This window comes from Nocardioides massiliensis (assembly GCF_030811215.1).
Taxonomy (GTDB): Bacteria; Actinomycetota; Actinomycetes; order Propionibacteriales; family Nocardioidaceae; genus Nocardioides_A; species Nocardioides_A massiliensis.
This window is the reverse complement of sequence record NZ_JAUSQM010000001.1, coordinates 1,643,288-1,668,029: the sequence shown is the minus strand read 5'-3', so window position 1 is coordinate 1,668,029 and position 24,742 is coordinate 1,643,288. Positions and strand designations below refer to the sequence as shown.

Genomic DNA, 24,742 nt, shown 5'->3' with positions numbered 1-24,742 from the left:
TCGGCGCGGCCGCGGTCAGGCGCGGGGTGCCGAGGTGGGGACGAACAGGCTCATGAGCTCATCGAGCGACGTCATCGAGCGCAGGTCGCGCAGTCGCACCTCGATGTCATTGACGACCGGCCCGGCGAGCTCGCCGGAGGCGTTCTCGCGGAACTTCACCGCCAGCTCCTCGTCGCTGAGCGGACGCTGCGGTCCGCCGCGGTTGGCGAGGATCGCGACGTGCTCGGTGCGGCCGTCGGTGAGCTCGGCGACGACCTTCGCCGGGAACTGGTGCGGGAAGATCTCGTCGCACTCCGGGTCGGCGACCACGTCTACCTTCGCCATGAGGGCGCGCCGCTGCGGGTCCTGGGCCAGCGCGTCGGTGTAGTCGCTGAGCGCGACCCCCAGTCCGCCGCCTCCGAGGAGGCCGGCGACGAGGGCATACGGACCGCTGAACTGCGCCTGGTAGCCGGTGTACGGCGCCCGCTTGACCTCGATCGGCTGGCCGATGGTCCGCTGGGCAGCGGCCGGTACGCCGAGCTCCAGGCGCACGATGTCGTCGGGGCGTACGCCGCGCTCGCGCAGCTCGATCCCGGCATCGACCGCCGCGTGCGTGAAGTGGTTGGCCGGGTAGGGCTTGAAGAAGATGCCGGGGACGGCCCACTCGGTGCCGAGACCGACGCTGACCGCGTCGTAGTCGATGCGCGAGCCGTGCAGCCAGGCCTCGAAGAACCCGAACCGACCCTCGAGCACGGACGGCGGTCCGGTGAAGCCGCGCTTCACGAGCTGCGCAGCGGCGACGCCGGCCTCCGCGGCCCAGCCGCAGTGCAGACGCTTGACCGTCCCGCCCGTGCGGTTGGCCTCGAGGATTCCCGATGCACGCGAGGCGGCGAGGCCGAGGGAGTGCACGACGCCATCGGCGTCGAGACCCTGGACCATCGCGGCCGCGACCGCGGCACCCATCGCGCCGCAGATCGAGGTGGCGTGCTGACCGTGCTCGAAGAACACCGAGTTGCCGAGCTTCTCGTCGTAGCCGGCCATGCCCAACCGGACCGCGACCTCGAGGCCGACGGCGATCGCTCGCACGACGTCCTCACCGGAGGCGCCGGCGTCCTCGGCCGCGGCGAGCGCGGCGGGCACGACGTTGGCGCTCGGGTGCAGCACCGACGGCAGGTGGGTGTCGTCGTAGTCGAGCGAGTGGGCGAGGACACCGTTGACGAACGCGGCGGCGGGGGCAGGCAACCGGCGTCCGACGCCGACGGCGGTCGCGCGCTCGGCACCCCCCGCGTCCACGGCATACCCGATCGCGGCCTTGCTGGTCGGCAGGACGTGGGCGGCGACGCACAGGCCGAGGACGTCGACGACCCGTTGCACGACGCTGCGGGCGACGTCCTCGGGCACGCCGTCACGCGCGACGGTGGCGGCGAACTCGCCGAGCTGCTGGGCGAGCGTCTGCTCGGGGGAGGTCACGGAACTCTGGTCAGCCACGGGAGACCACCGCCAGAGGGCGCGCGGGCGACCCGGTCGCGCCGTAGAGCGCGAGCGGCGACAGCATGAAGAGGAACTCGTGGTGCCCGGCCTCGGCCAGCTCCTCGAGGTCCATCGCCTCGATGATGTAGATGCCGCTCTCCACCAGCAGCACGCGGTGGGCTGGCAGCACGGCGTGGCCGGCGCCGGGCGCCAGCCGCTCGAACGCGATGGTGTCCGCACCGGCAGCGCGTACCTTGTGCTCGGCGATCCAGCGCGCGCCGTCCTCGCCGACGCCCGGGACGCCGGAGGCACCACCCACGTACGGTGCGCCCTCGGCGAAGAGCCGGCCCCATCCGCTGCGGACGAGCACGACGTCACCCTCTTCGGGGCGGGTCCCCTGCTTCTCGACCGTCGCCTCGAGGTCGGCGCGGGTGATCTCGTAGCCCGCCTCGCACCCGTTCGGCGTACCCAATGCGGCAGGCACGTCGAGGAGCACACCCCGGCAGACCATCGGCGCGATGGTGTGCGCGCCGAGCTGCTCGTAGCGGCCGCCGGTCAGGGCGTCCTCGGCGTCCAGACCTCCGTGGAGCTTGCCGTCGTGGGAGACGTGCGAGAGGGCGTCGATGTGCGTTCCGACGTGGGTGCCCATGCTGATGATGTCGTTGGCGGCCGAGCCGCCGTCGCTGCGCACCATGTCCCCGTGGCGGCGCGGCAGCGCGTGCCAGTACGCCGGGTGGTTAGGCGACTGCGGCATGCCGACCGCGTACTGCCGTCCGAGGTCGAAGACCTCGACGCCGTCGCTCAGGGCCGCCAACAGCGGCGCGGGTGCGCGGGATGGGCTCACGGTCGTCACGTGGTGTCGTCCTTCGTCTACTCGGGGATGGTGCTGCACGGCGCGGCGGAAGTGGTCGGGGGCGGCGTCAGGCGATGACGTTGCGATGGCGAAGGTCGGCCAACTGGTCGGCGTCCAGACCGGCCTCGGCTAGGACCTCGTCGGTGTCGGCGCCCAGCGAGCGTCCGGTGAAGCGGATCCGGCCAGGGGTCTCGGACATCCGCCACATCACGTCGTGCATGAGGACGTCGCCGAGGTCCTCGTCGGGGACGGTGTGCAGCATCCCGGTCTCGCGGACGTGCTCGTCCTCGGCCAGGTCACGCGCGTCATAGACGGGCGCCACCGCGGCGCCGGCGGCGGTGAACTCCGCGACGACCTCGTCGCGGGTCCGCTGACCGATCCAGTCGCCGACGTACCCGTCGAGGAGGTCGGCGTGCTGCGCCCGGGTGTGCCCGGAGGCGAACCATGGCTCAGCGATCACCTCGGGGTGTCCGACGAGCTCCATCACCTTCTCGGCGATCCGCTGGGCACTCGTGGAGATGGCGACCCAGGACCCATCGGCGGTCTGGTAGGTGTTGCGCGGAGCGTTGTTGGTGGAGCGGTTGCCGTGACGCTGCCCGATCGTGCCGTTCTGCTGGTAGTACGTCGCACCCGGGCCGACGGCCGTCATGATCGGCAGCAGCAGGCTGGCGTCGATGTCCTGGCCGACGCCGCCGTTGCGCTCACGGGCGAGCAGTGCCATCGAGACCGCCGAGGAGCCGGCGATGCCGCAGATGCTGTCGGCGAGGCCGAACGCAGGCAGGGTCGGCGGCCCGTCGGGCTGGCCGGTGAGGTGAGCGAAACCGCTCATGGCCTCGGCGAGCGTGCCGAACCCGGCACGCGACGCGTACGGGCCGGTCTGTCCGAAGCCCGTGATCCGCAGGATCACCAGACTTGGATTGTCGGCCCGGAGCGTCTCCGGAGACAGACCCCACCGCTCGAGGGTGCCGGGACGGAAGTTCTCGACGATCACGTCGGCCGTCTTCGCCAGCGCACGGAAGGCGGCGGCCCCGTCGGGGTCCGACAGGCTGAGCCCGATGGTCCGCTTGTTGCGCGAGATCTCCTTCCACCACAGCGGCACGCCGTCCTTGGACTCACCGTGTCCGCGCATGCTGTCGCCGGCCGTGGGGTGCTCGATCTTGATCACGTCGGCGCCGAAGTCGCCCAGGATCTGGCAGCACAACGGGCCGGCCAGGATCGTCGACGCGTCGATGACGCGCATCCCGGTCAGGGGGCCGTCCTGCATGAGTTCTCCTCGACGTCAAGTGTTCCGCTGACAGATACGACGTTCCGCTACCGGGAAGCGTACGTGGGTGGCTTCGGCGGCGTCAACGCTCGTGTCCGCTGAGGTGCTCTTCGGCGAACACCTCGCGCAGCAATCGGCTGAAGCCCACCGGATCCTGCTCGGCGACGAAGTCCGTCGCCTCGGGCAGGACACGCTCGTCGGCCCAGGTGATCCGTCGCCGGGCGCGCTCGTGCATGAAGCCGATCCGGTCGCGCCCGCCCGCGAGCAGGGTCGTCCGGACGTTCGCATCACCGATCGTGCGCAACGCGTCGTCCAGGTTGTAGCGCCACATCGCGCGGTAGGCGGTGGCGAAGTCGGGTCCGGCCGCCAGGTAGTCGGCGACGAAGGAGGTGACCAGTTCCGGGGGCGCCCAGGGGTACTCCCCTCGCACGCGTTGCCAGATCCACTGCAGGTGCGTCCCCTCCTCGTCGGGGACGTACGGCGGCGCGAAATCCCGCAACCGTGACTGGGCTTCCTCCGCGGTGTAGAGCGGCACCCCGTGCAGCACCAAGTGGCGCACGCGGTCCGGTCGATCCGCGGTCATCGCGGCGGCCAGGACCGCACCCGTCGCCCGGCCGAGGATCCGGACCGGGCCGGCCGCCATCGCGTCGATGGCGGCCCACAGGGTCGCGGCGAGATCGTCGACGGTGGTCTCGGTCGCCAGCGGCGGCGAGTCCCCATAGCCCGGGGTGTCGGGCGCCAAGGCCCTGGTCCACGACCCGAGCTCAGCGAGCAGGGGGGTGAAACGACGCGACGACAACGGTGACTGGTGCACGAGGACCAACGGCGGCACCGCAGATGCGTCCCCGCCCGCGTCACCGTCCATCGCGACCGCGCGCAGGTGCACCGAGCCGCCGCCCCCGACCCGCACGACGTGGCGCTCGACCAAGGGCGGACCGGCGGCGGTCATGCCGCACCGAGGCGAGCGCGGAGCGCGTCGCCGGGGAGTTGCATCAGGCGCACGGCCGGCCCGCCAGCGTCGACACCGGCCAGCCGCAGCCCCGCCCACAGCGTGGCGAGGTTGCTGGAGACGACGGGGAGACCGGTGTGGTGCTCGAGGTCGGCCAACCGGTCGAGCGTTCGCCAGTTCGTGCAGCTGATCATGATCGCGTCGGCTCCCGCCACGTCGACCGAGCGGGCCAACTCCTCCGCGGCGGAGACGGGCAGACGCCCCTTCTCCAGGTTGCTCAGCAACTCGAGGTCGGCGCGAGCGACCACCTCGAACCCGGTCTGTTCCAGATAGGTCACCGCGCCCGCTGCCACCGGAGCGACGTACGGCGTCACCACCGCGAGCCGGCGCGCCCCGAGGGCGCGCAGGGCCGCCGTGACCGCCGTCGACGTGGTGTAGGACGGGACGCCGCTCGCCTCGCTCAACGACGCACAGGTCTCGGCGTCGACGTCGCGCCCGCCGAGGAAACTCCCCGACGTACAGGCGTAGGCCACCGCGGCAGGGCCGAGCGAACCCAGCTCCGCCGCGGCAGCTGGGAGCCGGCCATGCATCGCCAGCAGACTGTCGACCTTCTCGGCCTCGGTCGCGACCTCCGCGACCGGGACCCGGGTCGCGTAGAACGCGACCCCTTCCGGGGCATGGCCCTGGAGCTCCGGTTCGACCACCGAGTTGGTGGACGGGACGATCAGTCCGATGCGTGCCCGACTCCCGTACACCTCAGCTCACCCGGCCTCGACCGTCAGCGGCACCCGGAAGCCGTCCGCCATCTCGTCCATCAGGAACTCGAGGCGGTAGGTGTGCCGGATCTCCCGGTCGAGCACGGGATCGTGCAACCGGAACGACCATTCCTGGCCGTAGTCCAGCTTGCCGTCGAGCGCGACGATCGTGCCTGCGAACAACACGTAGTCGGACTTCGGCGGGTTCGCTCGCTCGTCGAGGATGCGCAGCAGGTCCTCGGGCGACAGGAACGTCCCCGTCGGGGTCTGCTGATAGAGCTTCCCGTCGACCCAGGACTCCAGGACGCACTCATCCCAGTGGTCAGCGATCTCCGAGAGCCGCCACAGAGTCGGCGCGAGGATGTTCGGACAGGTCTGCTTGCTGTAGACGATGCTGACCCGCTCGAGGTCCCGGTCGGTGTGATCGGATCCCACGCCCACGAGCACCTCACCGTCGCTGACGATCAGGACGATCTCGACCTCACCCGACGTCCGGCTGCCGTGCACCTCGACCGAGGTCGCGGTGGTGAGGGCCTGCGGGGTGATCGGGTAGATCCGCGGGGCCGGGATGTCGAAGGCGATCTTCACCCCGGCGTCCGCAACCTCCTTCTGGTGGTGCACCGCGACGTCGGCGTCGCGGGTCGCGGACCCCATGTTGTACATCCGCTCGACCGCCAGCTCCCGCGGCGTTCGTGTCCCGTCCGTCGAGAGGACCTCTGCTTGGAGCGTGAACGGCATCAGGCGTCAGCCCCGTCGGTGTCCTCGGGAGCACCCTGCTCGACCCAGCCCTTGCCCTGCAGCATCTCGGCGAAGGCGATCGTCGCCGCCTCCACCGTCGGCATGCCGCCGGGGAGCCCGGCGAGGAGGATGGCCTCGAGGACCTCCTTCTCGCTGGCGCCGTACTTCATCGCGTTGCGCGTCGCCCACTCGACGCCCTCACGGTCGCCCTTGACCGCGGTGGTGATGCCGACTAGTACGAGGAAGCGGGTCTTGAGGTCCAGGTGCCGCGGCTCGGGCCCGAAGATCAGGTTGCCGGCCAGGGCGTTGTAGGCGCGCAGGATGTCGGGGTCGACCGACGCCATCACTTCGTGCACGGGCAGGGTGAACCCGCGGCGCGCCCGCACCTCCGCCAGCGCCTCTTCCCCGGCCTCGTCGTACTGCCACTCGTAGGTCACCTTCGACATGCGTCTCTCCTCAGTCAGATCTCGCGGGCAGCCAGCTCGGCTTCCCAGATGGCGTTGAACACGCGGCGCGGCGACACACAGTCACCGACTGCGCGCACCTCGACGCCGGCCTGCTTGAGGCCGTAGTACAGGGCGTCCTCGGCCTTGCTCCCGGTGACAAGGACGACGGAGTCGACGGGCTCCCGCTCCTCGATCTCGTCGGTGTGGACGTCGCGCAGGCTCACGCGGTCCTCGTCGATCGCGGCGACCTCACGGTTGGTCGTGAAGACAACCCCGGCCGTACGCAGTCGCTTGTGCACCCAACCGACGTCGCGGGTGGCGGAGAGCTCCGGGGCCACCGAGCTGAGCGTGGTGACCAGCTCGACCTGGTGCCGGTTCGCCTGCAGGTGCTCGGCGACGACAACCGCCTGCCGGCCGCCGATGTCGTCGAAGACCATGACGTTGGGGCCGAGCTCGCTGTGGTTGAGCAGCGCCTCCTGTGCGGTGACCACGTTGAACTGGTCCACCCCGGGCACGCCGTCCGGGTTCGCCCAACGGACGGGGTGGTTGACGCTCCACCCGGTGCGCAGCGGGGTGGAGCCCGTCGCCACCACGACCGAGTCGTAGCCACCGGCCTGGAGCGACTCGACGGTGGCCTCGACGCCCAGTTCGATCTTGACGTTAGTGCCGCCGAGCTGGCTGATGAGCCAACCGGCGATGCTGCCCCACTCGCTGTAGGCCTCGGAGCGCGCGATCCAGTTGACCTGGCCGCCGAGCTCGGAACCCTTCTCGAAGAGCGTCACCTCGTGACCGCGCTGGGCCAGGGTCAGCGCCGCGCGCATGCCGCCGGGGCCACCGCCGACGACGGCGACCGACTTCGGCCGGTCCGTGATCTGCAGCGTGTCAGTGCCGAGCTCGGCCTCACGCCCCACCGCGGGATTATGGATGCACGCCAGAGGTGCGCTGACGATGGATGCCATGCAGTGGTTGGCCCCGACGCACGGACGGATGTCGGTCTCCCGCTGCTCGCGCGCCTTGTTGGGCCACTCCGGGTCCGCGATCAGCGTGCGCGCCATGCCGACCATGTCGCCGGCGCCGCTGGCGATCGCGAACTCGGCCTTCTCGGGCGAGGTCATGCGACCGGCGACCACGACGGGCAGCTCGGGCACCATCTGCTTGATCTGCCGGGTGGCCTCGATCTGGTAACCCTGCTCCCGAGGCGTCGTCGGGTAGATCAGCATGCGGTTCTGGTAGGTCCCTTGCGACACCGAGATGTAGTCGATCATGCCGGTGTCGGCGATGGCACGGGCGATCTTCGCCCAGTGCTCGGTGCGGAGGCCGTCCTCGACCTCGCCGTCGTCGCCGTTGATCCGGACGCCCACGATCAGATCAGGTCCGACCTCGCGGCGGGTGCGCTCGATGATGTCGAGCACGATCCGCAGCCGATTCTCGTCGGAGCCGCCGTACTGGTCGGTGCGGTGGTTCGTGGCGGGCGAAAGGAACTGCCCCAGGAGGTAGCCGTGGGCGAGACCGTGGACCTCGACCCCGTCGAGACCGCCCTCGGCGGCGTACCGCGCGGCCAGCGTGTAGCCCTCGAGGATCTCGTTGATGTTCTCCTGGTCCATCGCGTGCGGCATCTCGCGGTAGACGGTGTCCGGGATCGCCGACGGGGCCCAGACGGGCAACCGGTTGACGACGCCGTTGGTCTCACGTCCGCGGTGCCACGGCTGTGCGAGCAACAGCGCCCCGTGCTCGTGCACCGCCGCACTGAGCTTCTTGTAGTTCGGGATGACAGCGGGGTCGAAGGCGTGGATCTTCCCGGCGTACGGCTGCGTCGTCGGGTGGGTCGCCATCGCCTCCATCGTGATGACGCCGACGCCTCCCTTGGCACGCTCCGCGTAGTACTCGACGTGGCGGTCGGTGAAGTTATGGTCCTTCACCAGCTGGGTGCTGTGGGCGGTCATCCAGATGCGGTTCTTGGCGAGCTTCGGCCCGATCTTGATCGGTTCGAACAGATGGGCGTACGGGTGAGCCATCAGGTGGTGCTCCTCAACTCGCGGTAACGGTGGGCAGCGGCGCAGCGGCCGGCAGGATGTTGGTGCCTTCGGGGACGCGGACGCAGGCTGCGCCGTGCCCGGGAGACACCTCGTAGAGCGGGGGGACGGCGCCGAGGCAGTCCTCGCGCACCAGAGGACAACGTGGGGCGAGCGGGCAACCGTCGGGGAGGTCCACCGGGCTGGGCGTCTCGCCCTGCAGCACGTGCCGCGTACGCCGCTGGCCGGGGTCGATCGGCAGCGCCGCCGACAGCAGTGCCTGCGAGTACGGCTGCTGGGGGTTGCCGAGCACCTCGGCAGCAGGCCCGCGCTCGATCACGGTGCCGAGATACATCACCGCGACCTCGTCCGACATCGCCGCGACCGTCGCCAGGTCGTGGGAGATGAACAAGAAGGTGATGTCGAGCTCGCGCTGGAGTCGCTTGAGCAACCGCAGCACACCCGCGCGCACGCTGAGGTCCAACGACGACGTCGGCTCGTCGAGGACGAGGAACTCGGGGTCAGTGGCCAGCGCCCGGGCAATGCCGATGCGCTGCAGCTGACCACCGCTGAGCTCGTGGGGGAACCGGTCGAGGTGGAACTCCTCGAGCCGGACCATGCGCATGAGCTCCGCTGCCCGCCGCCGGCGGGCAGCGCCGTCGAGGTCCGTGTGGAGCATGAGGGGCTCCTCCACGACCGACCGGATCCGCATCCGGGGGTTCAGCGACTCGTACGGGTCCTGGAAGACCATCGCCGCGCGGGCGCGGTGGCGTCGCAGGGTCTCGGGCTTCATTGCGAGGACGTCGTGCTCGCCGTGACGGATCGTGCCCTCGGTCGGCTCGAGGAGTCGCAGCAGGCACCGTCCGACGGTGCTCTTGCCCGAGCCGCTCTCCCCGACCAGCCCGAGCGTCTTGCCGCGCGGGATGACGATGTCGACGCCGTTGACGGCGCGGACCAGCGCGCGGGACCCCCGCACGGAGAAGTTCTTCACGACGCCGCGGGCCTCGATGTGCGCGGTCATGACCCCACCTTTCCGACGGTCTCGGCGCGAGCCAGGTCGATGTCCTCTTCTCGCCGCAGCTGCTCCGGGAAGTGGCACAGCGCGCGGTGCCCTCCGCCGACGTCCACGAGGGGCACCGGCTCGGCGCACTGCTCCGCGGCGAACCGGCAGCGCAAGCGGTAGTGACAGCCGGAGGGGAGGTCGAGCAGGTTCGGGGGCTCGGACCGGTCCGTCGCCTCGACGGCTTCCTCGTCGAGCGTCTCGCGGCTCGCGGCGACCAGCGCTCGCGTGTAGGGGTGACGTGGGTTGCCGAAGATGTCGGTGACCGTCCCCTCCTCCACGATCCGGCCCGCGAACATCACCGCCACCCGGTCGCAGTAGTTCGCGACGACGCCGAGGTCGTGGGTGATCAGCAGGACCGCCGAGCCGCTCGCATCAACACGCGCGCGCAGCAGGTCGAGGATCTGCGCCTGCACCGTCAGGTCGAGCCCGGTGGTCGGCTCGTCGGCGATGATGAGCTTCGGCTCGTTGATCATCGCCAACGCGATCAGGACGCGCTGCGCCATGCCGCCGCTGAGCTGGTGGGCGAAGGCCTTCGCGCGGCGCGCCGGGTCGGAGATGCCAACGTCGCGCAGCGCGCGGATCGCGTTGTCCTTGGCCTGTGAGCGGCTCGTGCCTCGGTGACGACGGTTGGTCATCGCGATCTGGCGGCCGACGGACCGCAGCGGGTCGAGAGCCCCGCGCGGGTTCTGGACGATGACGGCCAGGTCCTTGCCGCGCAGCCGTCGCCGCTTGCGCTCGGGCATCGTCACGAGGTCGGCGCCTTCGAACTCCGCCGTCCCGTCGACCACCCGCGCACGGGTGCCGAGCAGACCGAGCACCGACCACGCGGTCAGCGACTTGCCGGCACCGGTCTCACCGATAAGCCCGACGATCTCGTGCTCGGCCACCTCGATGTTGACGCCGTTGAGGGCGTGGGCGGTGCCGTTGGGGGTGTCGATGTGGACCCGCAGGTCCTTGATCGAGAGCAGGGCCACGACTCAGTCCTTCCGGGGGTCGAGGTAGTCCTGGATGGCGTCTGCCAGGAGGTTGAAGCCGAGCACGAGGAGCATCAGCGCGAGGCCTGGGAAGACCGAGGGCCACCACTGCCCGGAGGTGATGTAGGCGGACCCGTGGCGGATCATCGCGCCCCACTCGGGAGTGGGCACCTGGATGCCGACGCCGACGAAGGCCAACGAGGACACGATCATCACCGACCACGCGAGCCGCACGGCAGTCTGGATGATCAGTGGCGGCAGCGTGTTGGGCATGATGTGGCGCCACATGATGCGCCAGGGCTTGTTGCCCGTGGCGCGAGCAGCCTCGACATACATCGCCTCGCGCAGGCTCAGCACCTGACCGCGGGTCATGCGGATGAAGACCGGGGTGTCGAGCAGCGCGATCACGAAGATGACGGCCGCGATCGACTCCTGCGACGCGGCGACGACGGCCAGCGCGAGGATGAGCGCCGGGAACGCCTGCAACACGTCCATCACCCGCAGCAGGATCATCTCGAACCAGCCACCGCGGTAGCCGGCGACGAGGCCGAGCGCGACACCGACGACGATCGAGATGCCGACCGCCGTCACCGAGATCACGAGGTCGATCTGGATCGCGTGGATGGTCCGCGCGAAGACGTCCATCCCGTTGCCGTCGGTCCCGAACCAGTGGTCGCTACTGGGTGGCTGCAACAGATCGCTGCCGAACACCCGCAGCGGATCGGTCTGGACCAGCACGTCGGCGAGGGCACCGACGACGACGAACGCGACCACGATCGTCGTACCGGTGAAGGCCGCCATGCTGGACGTCATGAACCGCCACAGGCCACGCGCAAGGCTGCGGAAGCGACCGACGTCGTCGTGGTCGACGTGCGCGGGCGGACCGCCCGCCTCGGGCACCGGGCGGCTGGAGGCCGCGGCCGCGTCGTCCTGCATCGGAATGCTCATTGCAGCTTCACCCTCGGGTCGATCGCAGCGACGAGGAGGTCGGCGACCAGGTAGATCACCGCGGTCAGGACACCCATCACGAGGATGAAGCCCTGCACGACGGCGAAGTCGGCGTTGGTGATTGCCTCGAGGCCGAGCTGGCCCAGCCCGCCCCAGGAGAAGATCAGTTCGGTGATCGCTGCCCCGCCGAGCGCAAGGCTGAAGGTGATCCCGAAGTACCCGATCAGGTCGGGCAGCGCGTTGCGGAACGCCAACCAGACCACGCCGCGCTCTGCCATCCCGCAGGCACGGGCGTAGCGGACGGCCGGGCTGGCCAGGGTCTCGACCATCGCGGCGCGTGCCTGCTTCGCGATCGTCGCCCCGGTGATGAGCGTGATCGTCAGGACCGGCAGGGCGATGTGCGCGAGTGCCGACAGGGCGGTGGCGAAGTAGCCGGTCACCACCGAGTCGAAGATGAGCATGCCCGTGATGTGGGGCGGCAGGTCCATCCCGCGCTCGACGCGTCCCAGCGGGGGCGGCGCCCAGCCGAGCACGGTGAAGAAGAACGCGATCATGAGCAGCGCGCCCCAGAAGATGGGGATCGACACCCCGGCCAGCGTCACAATGCGCAGGACCTGGTCGACGAGGCCGCGCTGGCGCACGGCCGACGCGATGCCCACGAGGACGCCGAAGATGGCGGCGCCGACGATGCCCAGCCCGATGAGCTCGAACGTAATGGGAAGCTTCTCCCACAGCTCCTCGGTCACCGGGCGGTTCGACATCCACGAGGTGCCGAGATCGCCCTGGACCGCATGGACGAGCCAGGTCCAGTACTGGACCGGCAGCGAGCGGTCGAGGCCCATCTCGGCTTCGATGGCCTCGATCTGCGCCAGGGTCGCGGTCGGACCGGCCACCATGACCGCCGGGCTCGAGTCGCCCAACCGGACCAGCAGGAAGGTCAGGACCGAGACGCCGAACAGGAGGGGAACCAGCAACAGGATGCGATAGGCCAGGTAGCGGCCAAGTCCCTTGCCCACGTCCTCTGCCACCTTTCAGGGATGGATGTCGTTCGTTCGTCGGTGCCGGGTTGCGGAGCCGGCGTCGGTGCCGGCTCCGCAACCCGTGCACCAGCGGGGTCGAGCGGGGATCAGCGGCTGAGGTCGGCCCAGCGCTCGTGGTTGTCCGGGTGCCAGACCCAGCCCTCGATGTCCTCGCCCATGGCCTCGTGGCCACCGATCTCCGCCGAGTAGATCCACGAGGCGTCCTCGAGGTGGATCTGCTGCGCCTGGTTGATCAGCTCACAACGCTGGGTCTCGTCGGTGATGACGTTCGCCTGCTGGATCAGCTTGGTCAGCTCGGGGTTGTCGTAGGCGTTGCGGTCCGCCGAGCCGTCCGGGGTCGAGGTCAGCAGCATGCTGTAACCCGGGTCGAGGACGATGGACTGCTCGTAGAAGGTGAAGAACGGCAGGTTGCGCTCGGTGATCGCCGCGCGAGCCGTCATGTCGGCGTCCGGGATCCGCTTCAGGTTGACCCGGATACCCGCCTTGGCGAGCCCGTCCTTGAGCTGGATGCCCAGGGGCTCCTCCCACCAGTTCAGACCGGAGTACTCGAGGGTGATGTCGATGCCGTTGGGGAACCCGGCGTCGGCGAGCAGCGCCTTGGCCTGGTCGACATCGGTCTCGTAGCTCCAGAGCTGGTCGTTGTAGCAGGGGATGGTCGACACCAACGGTCCGCGGCTCTGCTGAGCCCGACCGGCGAAGACGTTGGTCAGGATCTGCTCGTGCGGGGTGGCGAAGTTGATCGCCTGGCGCACGCGCTTGTCCTTGAAGGGCTCGTAGTTCGGGTTCATGAGGGCCCGAGCCTGGAAGTTGCCGGCCACCGACTGCACCTTGACGCCATCGCTCTTCTCGAGCTCGTTGAGCTGCTGGAAGGTGAGCTCCTCGATCCAGTCGACCGAGCCGGCCTGCAGCAGCTGCACGCGGGTCGAGGCGTCGGGGACGGAGCGGTAGACGACCGTGGTGAAGTGCGGCTCGTCGCCGTAGTAGTTCGGGTTCGCCTTGAAGATGGCCTCGCTACCGGCCTTGACCTCGTCGACGTAGTACGGGCCGAAGCCGGCGCTGTTGGTCTTGATCCACTCCAGCGCCCACGGGTCGTCCTCCGTGGCGTGCTTCTTCATCTCGGTCGAGTCATAGATCGAGGGCGTGTAGAGCGTGAGGGCGCGCAGCAGGATCGGGCTGGGGTCGGTGAGGTTGAACTTCACCTCGTAGTCACTGACGACCTCGACGCTCTCGACGTTGGAGACCTCACCGATGAAGGCGCCGGTGCGGCCCTGGTCCTTGGACTTGTCCCAGCTCCACTGGACGTCCTCGGCGGTGAGCTCGTTGCCCCAGTTGCTCTGGACACCCTCGCGCAGCTTGAAGACCACGCTGAGCTCGTCCTCGGCGAACTCCCAGGACTCGGCCAGGCGCGGCTCGATGACCGTCGCGTCCACCTCGCTGGCGCCGCCTTCGGCCTCCTTGACGCCGTAGCCGACGAGGGGTTCGTAAAGCTGGGTCACAGTGTGCTGCGTGCCAGGGGTGAGGACGTCGCCGTCAAAACCACCGGGCACGTTGACGGCGGCGACGATCAGCTCGTCGCCACCACCTCCGGACTCCTCGTCACTCGGGTTCGATGCGGAGCATGCGGCGACGACGAGCGTCAGCGACAACGCTGCCGCCACCCGACCGGCGCGACCCCTCAGTCCACGTGCCAATGTCTTCTCCTTCTGCTTCCTAGCCCGAGAGCCTGTTCCGCCACACGAAACAGCGTTCCTCTTGCGGAATCACACTGAACCTCGCCCGCCGTGCCCGCGTCAAGGGTTGGGAGACCGATTTCTTGCAGCCGTTACAAACCACGGCCTGAGGTCAGCGCGTCGTGACTCCGCCGTCGACGAAGAGGGTCTGGCCGGTGACCATTCCGGCCGCCGGAGAGACGAGGAAGGCGATCGCGTGGGCGACGTCCTCGACGCTGGCCATCCGGCCGAGCGGGATGGAGGCGAGTTTGTCGGCCATGTAGACGGGGTCCTGGCGCACTGCCTCCGTCATCGCGGTAGCCACGATGGTCGGAGCGACAGTGTTGAGCCGGATCCCGTCAGCGGCCCACTCCGAGGCCAGGACCCGGGCGAGGTGCACCAGGCCGGCCTTGGACGTCGAGTACGCCGCGTTCTGGGGCACGGCGACCGCGGCGGCCGTGGAGGTCAGGCTCACGATCGCTGCTGCAGGCGACTCCCGCAGCGCGTCGTACGCCGCCTGGATCATGCGGAAGGTGCCGGACAGGTTCACCTCCAGCACCCGCGCCCACTCCTCCGGCGTGGTCTGCGACGGCGCGGACCGCGCGTTGATGCCGGCGCTGTTGACGAGCAGGTCGAGTCGCCCGTGAGCTTCGCGAACCTCGGCCACGACCCGCTGCGGGTCGGTCGCGTCCAACAGGTCGAGACGGTGCGTCGAGGTGGCCGCACCGAGGTCGTCAGCCAGAGGGCTCAGCGCGTCCGGAGCGCGGTCGGCCACCGCCACGACGGCACCGCGATCCGCGAGGAGCCGGGCAGCGCCCTCGCCGATGCCGCCTCCAGCGCCGGTCACGAGGGCGACGAGTCCGTCGAGGCGGATGGGATCGGAGGCGGGCGTAGTGGTCATCGGTGCTCCTCGCGGTCGGGGGATCGGTCGATGCGTCGTTCGGACGTCGCCGGCACGGGGATGGCCAGGGCGTGCAGCACGGCCCGCTGCGCCTCGTAGGTCGCCTCGACGAGGGACCGCGGCGCGAGCGCGTCTCCGACCAGCAGCAGCCGGGGTCCGAGACCGCGCGCCGTCAGCACGGCGTGCAGTCCGTCGCGAGCGACCCGGGCCGGGAGGTCGACCACCAAGTCGACGTCGGGGATCGTCTCGCCCCCGCCTGCGCCGGTGAGGGCATCGGCGAGGACCAGCCCGTCGGACGTGATCGCCACAGGCCGGCGTGCCAGATGGGTCGAGACCGGCAGCTCCTGCAGACGGCCGAGCAGACCGGCGCGGCTATAGAGCGTGACCTTGGCGAAGAGCTGCGGGGCCGGCGCGACGAGATGGACCCGATGGCCGGCCAGCCCCAGCGCCTCGACCAGTCCGGCAGCGATCCAACTGCCTTCGTCGTCGATCACTGCGACCCGGCGGCGCCTCCCACTCCACACTTCGTGCTCGAGCGCGGCCGCTGCCGACTCGGCGCCCAGGACCTCGACGCCGACGGGGACGGCGCCGTCCAGCGACCGCGCGACGGATGCGGCCCCGGTTGCCAGCACGACGTGGTCGAAGGTCGCCGGGTCGGGCACATCCTCACCCCGGGCGTCGCGGTCCGGCGCATCGACAGGGAGCTCGACACCGAGCCGGACGTCGACGCCCAGACGCAGCCCGGCGGCGTGCAGGTCGTCGACCAGAACGCCGAGACGTTCGCGTCCCTTCAGCGAGCGGGCGCTGCGCAGCTGACCGCCGACGACGGGTGCCCCATCGATGAGCACCACCTCGGCTCCGGCCGTCGCTGCGGTGACGGCGGCCTGCAGACCCGCCGGGCCGGCGCCGACGACCAACACGGAGCGTCCGGCCCCATCCGCACGCTTTCGCAGCTGGTCGTCGAGGCGCTCCTCCCCCGCGGCCGGGTTCGCGACGCACGAGAGCGAGAGGCTGTGCTCGATCCGGCCGATACACGCCTGGTTGCAGGCCAGGCAGCGTCGTACCTCGTCGGCTCGGCCGCTCGCTGTCTTGCGAACGAGGTCGGGATCCGCGATCTGCGCCCGCGCTAGTGCCACCAGGTCCGCGTCGCCGGCGTCGAGCAGCTCGTCGGCGACGGCCAGGTCGTCGATGCGGCACACCCCGATCACCGGGATGTCGGGGAACGCCTGCTTGAAACGGCGCGGGAAAGCGCGGTACGGCGCAGGCCCGTGGCTCATGTCGGCGATCTGGGTGCTCAGCGAGGCTTGGGCGACGTACGCCGAATGGCTGACGTGCAGCAGGTCCAGCCGGAAGTCGGCCCGCAGGACGTCGACGATCTCGACGACATCGTCGGGCTCGAGCCCGCCAGGCAGGAACTCGTGGGCGCTCAGTCGCACCCCGAGGAGCATCGAGTCCGGCAGCTCGGCGCTGACGGCCGCCAACACCTCACGGCTGAACCGCATCCGGTTCTCGAGCGTGCCGCCGTAGGCGTCGTCGCGCCGGTTGGTCGCCGGGGACAGGAACTGTTGGAGCAGGTGCCCGTGGCCCAGATGGATCTCGACCCCGTCGAGACCGGCCTGCGCCATGCGCCGGGCGGCCGTACCGAACGACTCCACCACCGTCGCGATGTCGTCGGCGGTCATCACGTGCGGCACCGGCCCGCCGTGGGTCCACGGGAGCGCCGAGGCCGACCAGGCCGCCGTCCGCGCACTGTCACCGGCCGCCTGGCGTCCCGCATGCATCAACTGGGCGAGCAGCAGCGCACCCTCGCCGTGCACGGCCTCACCCAGTGCGGCGTACGCCGGCACCGTGTCCGGGTGGTAGGAGCCCAGCGTGCTGTCGCGACCGGCACTCGTGGGATGCACGCGGACGGCCTCGGTGATCACCATCGCGGCGCCGCCTCGCGCGCGCCGGGCGAGGTAGTCGCGGTGCCGCTGTGTCGGCAACGCGTCGACACCGAAGTTCGTGGTGTGGCCAGGGAAGACCACGCGGTTGCGCATCTGCGCGGTGCGCAGGTCGATCGGAGCGAGAGCGGACGAGCCGATGACGGTCACGCGGGCGCCTCCCAGGGCCGGCGGTGCGATGATCAGCGAGTAGACGTCGGCGCCGCGACCATGTGTTTCGGCCAGCGGATCGACATTTCGCTCTCCGCAACACTAGGATCCGGGGACCCGGCTGTCAAAGCCCGTTCCACCGCGCCGAGACCGCCAGAACGTCACCGTCCGGACGCCGATCACGGCACAGTTGCCCAGGTCCGACCGACGCCGAGCAGGAGACCCCGTGCCGCCCACCTCCGAGAAGTCCCCGTCCGCCACGACCACGCGCGGCAGCCGCACTCTCGAAGGGCTGGAACGTGCCCTCGACGTCCTCATGCTGTTCGCCCGGCCCGGGACCGAGAGCCTCGGCATCTCGGAGATCTCCCGGGCGCTGGACCTGCCCAAGGCAGTCGTCCACCGCATCGTCACGACGTTGTGCGGTCGGGACTTCCTCGAGCTCGATCCGGTGTCGCGGCGCTACAAGCTGGGCCCCTCCTGGCTGGTCATGGGCAGCACCTACAGCCACCGCCTCGACGTCCGCGACCTCACGCGCGACACCCTGCGCGAGCTGAGTGCGGTGACCGACGAGACCTCGACGTTGTCGATCCGTCACGGCTACCACCGCGTCTACCTCGACCAGGTCACGCCGAACCGGCTGGTCATCATGTCGGTGCAGGTCGGTGACCGGTTCCCGCTGCATGCCGGTAGCTCCAGCAAGGCCTTCCTCGCCTACCTCCCACGCGAGGAGCAGGAGGACTACCTCGACAGCGTCGACCTCGTCCAGCTGACCGAGCAGACGAAGGTCGACCGCACCGAGCTGACCGAGGAGCTGGCGCAGATCCGCGAACGCGGTTATGCGTTCTCGTTCGGCGAGCGGCAGCAGGGTGCCGGTGCGGTCGCGGCGCCGCTCCTGGACTTCGAGGGCAAGCCGGTCGCCGTGATCAGCGTCTGCGGGCCAGGAGATCGCATCCAGCCGCGGGTGGACGAGCTCGCGACGACCTTGCTCGAGCGGACGCGAGCCCTCTCGACCCGGCTGGGATACGCCGGCCACTGAGTTGCCCCCGCCCCGGAGACTGCTCCTCCCCACCCTGCTCCTGCTGACCACGGTCGGCGGGATCGTCAGCAGTCTCGGCGCCTCTCTCGTCCCGAAGATCGCCCAGGACCTCGACGTCTCACTCACCTCGGCGCAGTGGACGCTGACCGCCACGATGATCACGGCCGCGGTCAGCACTCCGGTGATCGGTCGATTCGCCGTGGCCCACCGACGCCGACGCGTCATCCTCGTCGGGCTCGGCGTCGTCGCTTTCGGCACCGTGCTGTCGGCCGTCGCGGTCGAGGTGTCTGCGCTCGGCCTGCCCACCCTCATCGCCGGTCGTGCGGCGCAGGGTGTTGGCATGGCCCTCGCGCCGCTGGCCATGGCGGTCGCGCGCGACGTACTGCCTGCGGCTCGGGTGGGCTCGGTGATGGCCGTGCTCTCGGTCGGCATGGTGGCAGGCGCCGGACTGGGCTACCCGCTGACGGCCCTGGTCGCCCAGACCGGTGGTCTGGCCGCCGCGTTCTGGTTCGGCACGGCGCTGACCGGTCTGACGTTCGTGCTGTCGTGGTGGCAGCTGCCGAGTGCGCCGTACGCCGTCACCCCGCGGGTCCGCACCGGCGAGGCCCTCGTGCTTGGCACCAGCACGCTGTGCCTCCTGCTCGGCGTGAGCCAGACGACGGCCTGGGGGTGGGGCGACGCCCGGACGATCACGTTGCTTGTCGTCGGTGCCCTCGGGGTGGCCCTGTGGGTGCGCGTCTCCCTCGCCGGTGACAACCCGCTCGTCGACCTGCGCCTGGCGTTCGGCACCCCCGCGATCGGGCCCAACCTGGCCGGGCTGCTGGCCGGAGTCGGGATGTACATGGGCCTGACGCTGCTCATGGTGCTCGTGCAGACCCGCAGCGACGCGGGCTGGGGACTCGGTGAATCCGTGCTCGTGGCCGGGCTGCTGTTGGTGCCCTACTCGGTGATGAGCGTCCTCGGGAGCCGGGTGTCGCTGCTGGTCGGACGATTCGTCGACCCGGCGACAGTCCTGCCGTTCGGGTGCGCGATCTATCTGCTCTCCTCGGTATTCATCGCCATCTGGCACGACCAGGTCTGGCATGCCGTGGTGGCGATGGTCCTGGCGGGCATCGGCAGCGGAGGCACCTTCGCGACCCTGCCGGTGCTCCTCGTGCGGGTGGTCCCGGTCGCCGAGACGAGCAGCGCCCTGGCGTTCAACCAGGTGTTGCGCTACTTCGGGTTCTCCGTCGGCAGCGCTGTCGGCGTCACCGTGCTGACCCTCGCGAGCGGTCCGGTCCCCGACGAGCACGGGTTCGTGGTGGCGTCGCTGGTCAACGCAGCAGTCTGGGTCCTGGCGATCGTGGCGATCGTCGGCTTCAGCCGAAATTCGGGCTCGCGAGGAGCGCAGTCTGCATGAGGAGACGCTCGTACGTGTCATTAGGCAACCAGTTGTTCGAGGTGGTCGACGACTGGCTTGACCGAGGTGTCGATGCCCTCATGGGCAGGGTCGCCGGCCTGGCCGAGCGCGACGGCATCATCTACGTGCTCCAGTGCGGCACTCCGTCTCTGTTGGCACTCCACACGGACGGGACGCTTGCTCGTTGCTTCCCCACCGTCGACGTCATCGACGGACACGGCATCGCGATCGATGACGATGGCTCGATCTGGATCGCTGATCGAGACGCCCATGCTGTCTACGGCTACACGGCGGAGGGCGAGTTGTTCTTCCAGCTCGGCTCCTCACGCACCCCATATCCCCATGGTCCGCTGAGCCATCCGACCCTCGCCGTCAAGGTCGGCAGTCATGTCCTCGTCGCCGATGGCTACGCGGAATCTCGGGTGTCCGTCTTCGACTTAAACGGTCGCCTGGCCCACTCGTGGGGCGAACCGGGCCGTGGACGAGGTCAGTTCAGGACCCCGCACAGCCTCTGCGTCACACACAGCGGACACGTTGCGGTCGCTGACCGGGACAACGACCGGGTGCAGGTCTTCACCGAGACCGGCACTCTGCTGGCGGTGTGGGACGACTTCCTGCGACCGATGGATCTCGCTGAGGACGCTGCTGGGTTCCTCTACGTGACCGAGCAGGTGCCGCGGCTCAGCAAGTGGGCCCCTGACGGTTCGCTCGTCGGCCGGTGCCGCATCCCGTCGACCAGCTCCCATGGCCTCTGCCTCGACGGAGAGGGCAACATCTATCTGGCCGAGATGCTGCAATCGAATGTCACGCGGCTCGTCGCCCTGAGCGATGTCGACGATTCCGACGCTGCCGCTCATGGCCAGGTGTCAGTCGAAGTACATCGCCCATCCGCCCCCGCTGGCGGTGCTTAACCCGACCAACCCCACCCCACCGAGCGCGATCAGCCAGCTGGCGAACGATCCGATGAGGAAGTACTCCGTCACGTCGCTCGCACCCCCCTCGGCCGACCCTCGCTGCAGCTCGGGGAACCGGAGCAGGCCCTTGGCGGCAACGACGATGGTGGCCGCAGTCAACGAACCCGCGATACCGAGTCCGAGGATGAGGAGCCGCTCCATCGGTCCGAGCATCCGACCGCCCTTGAGCTGCTTCTCCCCCGCCGAGGCCGGGACGCCGACCGAGTCGAGTACGAGCCGGATCGCGATGTTGGCGGTCGAGAGCTGGATGGCGACGACGCCGAGGACGAGGACGAGGTGGTCGAGGCCGATCTGGCCGAGCAGGGTGCCCTCGAGGATCGAGGCCGGGGCGCCGTACGACTCGATGACCCCACCGCCCAGGACCGACACGACGATCCCGACCGCGAGCCCAAGGAACGCCACCACACGTGCCACGACCGCGACCTGTGCGTCCTGCCGATCGGTGAGGGCGGCGGACGACCCGAGCAGCCACAGGAGCGCGCCAACGATCCACGCCGCGCCCAGCCCGATCCACTCACTGCCATCGATGCCGACGAGGACACCTGCCAGGACCAGCAGCACCACGGCCAGCGCGGCGATCAACCCACGGCGTACGCCGGTGGTGGTGTCGCGCGCCGCGCGGAGCAGGTCGCACAGGCCGATGACGAGCAACCAGGTCCCGAGCGCCATGGGTGAGTTCTACACCACATGCCCCTGCAAGATTGTGACAATGGGGCCTGGTAGCCGACCCGCCAGCGCGATGCTGCACTCATGGAAGGGTTCAAGTACTTGCGGAGGCGGATCCGGTGTCGGATGAAGTACCGGGGCGCGTGTCCGCACAACCCTCGCTACCACGGCCACGCGGCGCGCCAGGCCGCTGACTCCTGACGCGGATCGCCTGCGCTTCCCTCGCGGGACCGTGCGTCAGGCAGGTACGCCGATCGACGCCGCGAGCTCCTCGATGCGGTCGCGGGCGTCGCCGAAGAGCATCGCGGTGTTGTCGCGGAAGAACAGCGGGTTCTGCACGCCGGCATAGCCGGAAGCCATCGACCGCTTGAAGACGATGACGTCGGTCGCGTGCCAGACCTCGAGGACGGGCATGCCGGCCAGGGGGCTGCCGGGGTCCTCGGCCGCGGCCGGGTTGACGGTGTCGTTGGCACCGATGACCAGCACGACGTCGGTGTCGGCGAAGTCGTCGTTGATCTCATCCATCTCGAACACGATGTCGTAGGGAATCCGGGCCTCGGCCAGCAGCACGTTCATGTGCCCCGGGAGCCGACCGGCCACCGGGTGGATGCCGAAGCGCACCTCGACGCCCCGGGCGCGAAGCGCCGCCACCAGGTTGGCCACGCCGTGCTGCGCCTGGGCAACCGCCATGCCGTAGCCGGGGGTGATGATCACGCTGCGTGCGTTCTCCAACAGCTCCAGCGCACCGTCGACGGTGATCTCGCGGTGCTCACCGGTGACGTCCTCAGCACTGGTCTCGGTCTCGATCCCGAAGCCGCCGGCGATGACGGCGAGCAAGGAGCGGTTCATCGCCTTGCACATCAGGTACGACAGGTAGGCACCCGAGGAGCCCACGAGCGCGCCGGTGATGATCAGCAGGTCGTTCTGCAGCAGGAACCCCGACGCCGCCGCGGCCAGACCGGAGTAGCTGTTGAGCACCGCCACCGCGACCGGCATGTCGCCGCCACCGATCGAGGCGACCGCGTGCCAGCCGAGGACCAGCGCGAGCACGGTGACGAAGATCAGCAGCCCGATGTGGGCATCGATGGCGAACCACACCACGGCCGCCACCGTTGCCGCCAGGGCGAGCAGGTTGAACGCGTGCCGACCCGGCAGCATCAGCGGCGAGGACTTCATGTGCCCCGAGAGCTTCAAGTACGCCACGATCGACCCGGTGAAGGTCACGCCGCCGATGAACACCCCGGCCATCACCTCGATGCCGTGGATCGTGAGCATCCCCTGGGCCTCCAGCAGCCGCGCCTGAGGACCATCGGGGTCGGCCTCGACGCCGAGGTAGCCGTTCCACGCGATCAGCACCGAGCCGAGCCCGACGAACGAGTTGAGCAGGGCGATGAGGCCCGGCATACCGGTCATCTCGATGGTCCGGGCCCGCCACAAGCCGATCAGCGCGCCGAGCGCGGTGGCGCCGACGATCAGCGCCAGCCAGCGCACGCCGGCGCCCTGGTCGACGACCAGCGCCAGCGTGGCCACGAGCGCCACGCCCATGCCGGCCATGCCCAGCACGTTGCCTGTCCGCGCCGACTCGTGCTTGGACAGGCCGGTGATGGCGCCGATGAACAGCACGCCGGCCACGATGTAGGCCGCTTGGGCAACGCTCACGAGATCCATGGGGTCACTTCCTGGGCGAGTTCGGTGAAGAAGGGCGGGGCTCAGCTGCGGATGAACATCGACAGCATCCGGTGGGTGATGCCGAAGCCGCCGAAGATGTTGATGCTGGCCAGCACGATCGCAGTCGTTGCCAGGACAGTCGCAGCGATGCCGGTGCCCCCATCGAGCACACCGACCTGCAAGAACGCCCCCACCACGACGATGCCGGAGATCGCGTTGGTGACGCTCATCAGGGGCGTGTGCAGCGCGTGGTGCACGTTGCCGATGACGTAGTAGCCCACCACGATCGCGAGGAAGAACACCGTCAGGTTGCCCTGCATCACCGGGGGCGCCAGCGCCGTGATGATCGCGAAGACCGCGACCGCCGCACCCAGCGCCGCCAACCGGCGCCGCGGCGAGGCCGGCTTCGGCTCCTCGACCTTCTTAGCCGGGGCGGCAGCCGCCGGGGTCGGCTGAGCCGAGACCGCCACCGGCGGAGGCGGCCAGAGCAGTTCGCCACCGTGAGCCACGGTGATCGACCGCACCACGACGTCATCGAGGTCGAAGACGACCTCGCCGTCCTTGGCCGGGGTCAGGAGCTTGAAGAGGTTGACGACGTTGGTGCCATAGAGCTGGCTCGACTGCGCCGGCAGTCGCGCCGGCAGGTCGGTGTAGCCGATCAGCGTCACGCCGTTCTCGGTCACCACCGCCTCCCCCGGCACCGTGCCCTCGACGTTGCCACCGCTCGCGGCGGCCATGTCGACGACCACCGAACCGGGCCGCATGCTCGCGACCATCTCGGCGGTGATGATCCGCGGCGCCGGACGGCCCGGGATCAGCGCGGTGGTGATGACGATGTCGACGTCACGGCACTGGTCGGCGTACAGCTGGGCCTCGAGCTGCTTGTAGTCCTCGTCCATCTCGCGTGCGTAGCCCGTGGCCGAGGTCTCGGCCTCGGGACGCACCGGGAGGTACTCCCCGCCGAGTGAGGCGACCTGGTCGGCGACCTCCGGCCGGGGATCGGTGGCGCGTACGACGGCCCCCAGCGACCCCGCCGCGCCGATCGCCGCGAGACCGGCCACCCCGGCGCCGACCACGAGCACCTTCGCCGGGGGCACCTTGCCCGCCGCCGTGACCTGCCCGGCGAGGAAACGACCGAACGCGTGCGCCGCCTCGACGACCGCGCGGTAGCCCGCGACGTTGGCCATCGACGACAGCACGTCCATCGACTGCGCCCGGCTGATCCGCGGCACGGCATCCATCGCGAGCCCGGTGAGCTTGCGCTCGACCAGGTCGGCGATCTCGTCGGTGCGGGTGTGCGGCGACATCAGCGAGACCACGGTCGTGCCCGGCCGCAACAGGCCCAGGACGTCAGCGCCGAGGGGGTTGATCGCGACCACGGCATCAGCCTGGGCAACCTCCTCCAGCCCGCCGACCGACGCCCCCGCCGCCTCGTAGTCACCGTCACCGAACGACGCCGCCACACCCGCGCCCCGCTCGAGCACCACCGCGTGACCGAGCTTGATCAACTGCCCGACGGTGGTCGGCGTCGCCGCGACCCGGGTCTCACCGGGCAGGCGCTCCGTCACGATTCCGATCAGCATGGGTGTGTTCCTTCTCGGTCCGGTTCCAGGGCAGGGCGGGCCACCCTCGGAGGGGTCGAACGCCGCGACGAGGTCCACCAGAGCTGGACCGTGGTGCCTACGCCTACCAGCGATTCGCTGGCCTGTGCAGGTGTTCCACGTCTCAGTCACGGATCCAGATCGGCGTCCCCTCCGCGATTCGGGCCGCGACGCGTGATGGACCTCACAGCTGATTCGCGGACC

General features: G+C 69.9%; 21 protein-coding genes. 3 read left to right on the top strand and 18 right to left on the bottom strand.

Annotated elements, in window-relative coordinates; translation table 11 throughout:
* Window positions 1–15: 15 nt before the first annotated feature.
* The 15 genes from J2S59_RS08280 to J2S59_RS08210 form a co-directional block, all read right to left on the bottom strand.
* Window positions 16–1,449: an MmgE/PrpD family protein gene (locus J2S59_RS08280; RefSeq protein ID WP_068119550.1), complete on the bottom strand. Its 1,434-nt coding sequence runs from the start codon at window positions 1,447–1,449 to the stop codon at window positions 16–18.
* Between the two features lie 10 nt (window positions 1,450–1,459).
* Window positions 1,460–2,293 carry a cyclase family protein gene (locus J2S59_RS08275; protein ID WP_068119553.1) on the bottom strand — a complete coding sequence of 278 codons (834 nt, stop codon included), beginning with the start codon at window positions 2,291–2,293 and terminating at the stop codon, window positions 1,460–1,462.
* Between the two features lie 76 nt (window positions 2,294–2,369).
* On the bottom strand, window positions 2,370–3,566 hold the full coding sequence (locus J2S59_RS08270) for a CaiB/BaiF CoA transferase family protein (RefSeq protein ID WP_068119543.1): 1,197 nt from the start codon (window positions 3,564–3,566) through the stop codon (window positions 2,370–2,372).
* An 82-nt stretch (window positions 3,567–3,648) separates the two neighbouring features.
* The gene (locus J2S59_RS08265) at window positions 3,649–4,515 is read right to left on the bottom strand and encodes an alpha/beta fold hydrolase (RefSeq protein ID WP_068119546.1); all 867 of its coding nucleotides are present in this window, start codon (window positions 4,513–4,515) and stop codon (window positions 3,649–3,651) included.
* A complete protein-coding gene (locus tag J2S59_RS08260; RefSeq protein WP_306824999.1) occupies window positions 4,512–5,270 on the bottom strand; it encodes a maleate cis-trans isomerase family protein in 759 nt (252 codons plus the stop codon). Before J2S59_RS08260 ends, J2S59_RS08265 begins: the two co-directional genes overlap by 4 nt.
* A 6-nt stretch (window positions 5,271–5,276) precedes the next feature.
* Window positions 5,277–6,008, bottom strand: a complete 732-nt coding sequence (locus J2S59_RS08255) for a DUF2848 family protein (protein ID WP_068124369.1) — start codon at window positions 6,006–6,008, stop codon at window positions 5,277–5,279.
* A complete protein-coding gene (locus tag J2S59_RS08250) occupies window positions 6,008–6,454 on the bottom strand; it encodes a carboxymuconolactone decarboxylase family protein (RefSeq protein WP_068124365.1) in 447 nt (148 codons plus the stop codon). The genes J2S59_RS08255 and J2S59_RS08250 overlap by 1 nt, the downstream gene beginning before the upstream one ends.
* A 14-nt stretch (window positions 6,455–6,468) precedes the next feature.
* Entirely contained in the window at window positions 6,469–8,469 is a 2,001-nt protein-coding gene (locus J2S59_RS08245) for an oxidoreductase (protein ID WP_068124362.1), read from the bottom strand.
* Window positions 8,470–8,482: 13 nt separating this feature from the next.
* The gene (locus J2S59_RS08240) at window positions 8,483–9,487 is read right to left on the bottom strand and encodes an ABC transporter ATP-binding protein (RefSeq protein ID WP_181642546.1); all 1,005 of its coding nucleotides are present in this window, start codon (window positions 9,485–9,487) and stop codon (window positions 8,483–8,485) included.
* Window positions 9,484–10,503: an ABC transporter ATP-binding protein gene (locus J2S59_RS08235; RefSeq protein ID WP_068124361.1), complete on the bottom strand. Its 1,020-nt coding sequence runs from the start codon at window positions 10,501–10,503 to the stop codon at window positions 9,484–9,486. Before J2S59_RS08235 ends, J2S59_RS08240 begins: the two co-directional genes overlap by 4 nt.
* A 3-nt stretch (window positions 10,504–10,506) precedes the next feature.
* Window positions 10,507–11,451: an ABC transporter permease gene (locus J2S59_RS08230; RefSeq protein WP_306824998.1), complete on the bottom strand. Its 945-nt coding sequence runs from the start codon at window positions 11,449–11,451 to the stop codon at window positions 10,507–10,509.
* Window positions 11,448–12,467, bottom strand: coding sequence for an ABC transporter permease (locus J2S59_RS08225; RefSeq protein ID WP_181641633.1), 1,020 nt, complete (start codon window positions 12,465–12,467; stop codon window positions 11,448–11,450). The genes J2S59_RS08230 and J2S59_RS08225 overlap by 4 nt, the downstream gene beginning before the upstream one ends.
* 110 nt (window positions 12,468–12,577) lie before the next feature.
* A complete protein-coding gene (locus J2S59_RS08220; RefSeq protein WP_181641634.1) occupies window positions 12,578–14,182 on the bottom strand; it encodes an ABC transporter substrate-binding protein in 1,605 nt (534 codons plus the stop codon).
* A gap of 151 nt (window positions 14,183–14,333) precedes the next feature.
* On the bottom strand, window positions 14,334–15,101 hold the full coding sequence (locus tag J2S59_RS08215; RefSeq protein ID WP_306824997.1) for an SDR family NAD(P)-dependent oxidoreductase: 768 nt from the start codon (window positions 15,099–15,101) through the stop codon (window positions 14,334–14,336).
* On the bottom strand, window positions 15,098–17,194 hold the full coding sequence (locus J2S59_RS08210; RefSeq protein WP_220138615.1) for an oxidoreductase: 2,097 nt from the start codon (window positions 17,192–17,194) through the stop codon (window positions 15,098–15,100). Before J2S59_RS08210 ends, J2S59_RS08215 begins: the two co-directional genes overlap by 4 nt.
* A gap of 226 nt (window positions 17,195–17,420) precedes the next feature.
* On the opposite strand from J2S59_RS08210, the gene J2S59_RS08205 reads away from it, so the two are divergent.
* From J2S59_RS08205 to J2S59_RS08195, 3 genes are read left to right on the top strand one after another with little or no spacing between them, the layout of a single operon-like run.
* A complete protein-coding gene (locus J2S59_RS08205; protein WP_068124572.1) occupies window positions 17,421–18,230 on the top strand; it encodes an IclR family transcriptional regulator in 810 nt (269 codons plus the stop codon).
* Between the two features lies 1 nt (window position 18,231).
* On the top strand, window positions 18,232–19,629 hold the full coding sequence (locus tag J2S59_RS08200) for an MFS transporter (protein WP_068124574.1): 1,398 nt from the start codon (window positions 18,232–18,234) through the stop codon (window positions 19,627–19,629).
* Window positions 19,626–20,540 carry an NHL repeat-containing protein gene (locus J2S59_RS08195; RefSeq protein WP_068124576.1) on the top strand — a complete coding sequence of 305 codons (915 nt, stop codon included), beginning with the start codon at window positions 19,626–19,628 and terminating at the stop codon, window positions 20,538–20,540. The genes J2S59_RS08200 and J2S59_RS08195 overlap by 4 nt, the downstream gene beginning before the upstream one ends.
* Here J2S59_RS08195 and J2S59_RS08190 read toward each other — a convergent pair.
* From J2S59_RS08190 to J2S59_RS08180, 3 genes are all read right to left on the bottom strand, one after another.
* On the bottom strand, window positions 20,496–21,272 hold the full coding sequence (locus J2S59_RS08190) for a hypothetical protein (RefSeq protein ID WP_068124578.1): 777 nt from the start codon (window positions 21,270–21,272) through the stop codon (window positions 20,496–20,498). The two genes, J2S59_RS08195 and J2S59_RS08190, sit on opposite strands and share 45 nt — an antisense overlap.
* A 234-nt stretch (window positions 21,273–21,506) precedes the next feature.
* On the bottom strand, window positions 21,507–22,937 hold the full coding sequence (locus tag J2S59_RS08185) for an NAD(P)(+) transhydrogenase (Re/Si-specific) subunit beta (protein WP_068124580.1): 1,431 nt from the start codon (window positions 22,935–22,937) through the stop codon (window positions 21,507–21,509).
* A gap of 41 nt (window positions 22,938–22,978) precedes the next feature.
* Window positions 22,979–24,520: a Re/Si-specific NAD(P)(+) transhydrogenase subunit alpha gene (locus tag J2S59_RS08180; protein WP_068124582.1), complete on the bottom strand. Its 1,542-nt coding sequence runs from the start codon at window positions 24,518–24,520 to the stop codon at window positions 22,979–22,981.
* Window positions 24,521–24,742: the final 222 nt, after the last annotated feature.

Bases quoted from the DNA above. Each gene is read 5' to 3' on its own strand.
- J2S59_RS08270 (WP_068119543.1), bottom strand. From the start codon at position 3,566: ATGCAGGACGGCCCCCTGACCGGGATGCGCGTCATCGACGCGTCGACG.
- J2S59_RS08215 (WP_306824997.1), bottom strand. From the start codon at position 15,101: ATGACCACTACGCCCGCCTCCGATCCCATCCGCCTCGACGGACTCGTC.
- J2S59_RS08255 (WP_068124369.1), bottom strand. From the start codon at position 6,008: ATGCCGTTCACGCTCCAAGCAGAGGTCCTCTCGACGGACGGGACACGA.
- J2S59_RS08195 (WP_068124576.1), top strand. From the start codon at position 19,626: ATGAGGAGACGCTCGTACGTGTCATTAGGCAACCAGTTGTTCGAGGTG.
- J2S59_RS08190 (WP_068124578.1), bottom strand. From the start codon at position 21,272: ATGGCGCTCGGGACCTGGTTGCTCGTCATCGGCCTGTGCGACCTGCTC.
- J2S59_RS08245 (WP_068124362.1), bottom strand. From the start codon at position 8,469: ATGGCTCACCCGTACGCCCATCTGTTCGAACCGATCAAGATCGGGCCG.
- J2S59_RS08185 (WP_068124580.1), bottom strand. From the start codon at position 22,937: ATGGATCTCGTGAGCGTTGCCCAAGCGGCCTACATCGTGGCCGGCGTG.
- J2S59_RS08180 (WP_068124582.1), bottom strand. From the start codon at position 24,520: ATGCTGATCGGAATCGTGACGGAGCGCCTGCCCGGTGAGACCCGGGTC.
- J2S59_RS08265 (WP_068119546.1), bottom strand. From the start codon at position 4,515: ATGACCGCCGCCGGTCCGCCCTTGGTCGAGCGCCACGTCGTGCGGGTC.
- J2S59_RS08230 (WP_306824998.1), bottom strand. From the start codon at position 11,451: ATGAGCATTCCGATGCAGGACGACGCGGCCGCGGCCTCCAGCCGCCCG.
- J2S59_RS08240 (WP_181642546.1), bottom strand. From the start codon at position 9,487: ATGACCGCGCACATCGAGGCCCGCGGCGTCGTGAAGAACTTCTCCGTG.
- J2S59_RS08250 (WP_068124365.1), bottom strand. From the start codon at position 6,454: ATGTCGAAGGTGACCTACGAGTGGCAGTACGACGAGGCCGGGGAAGAG.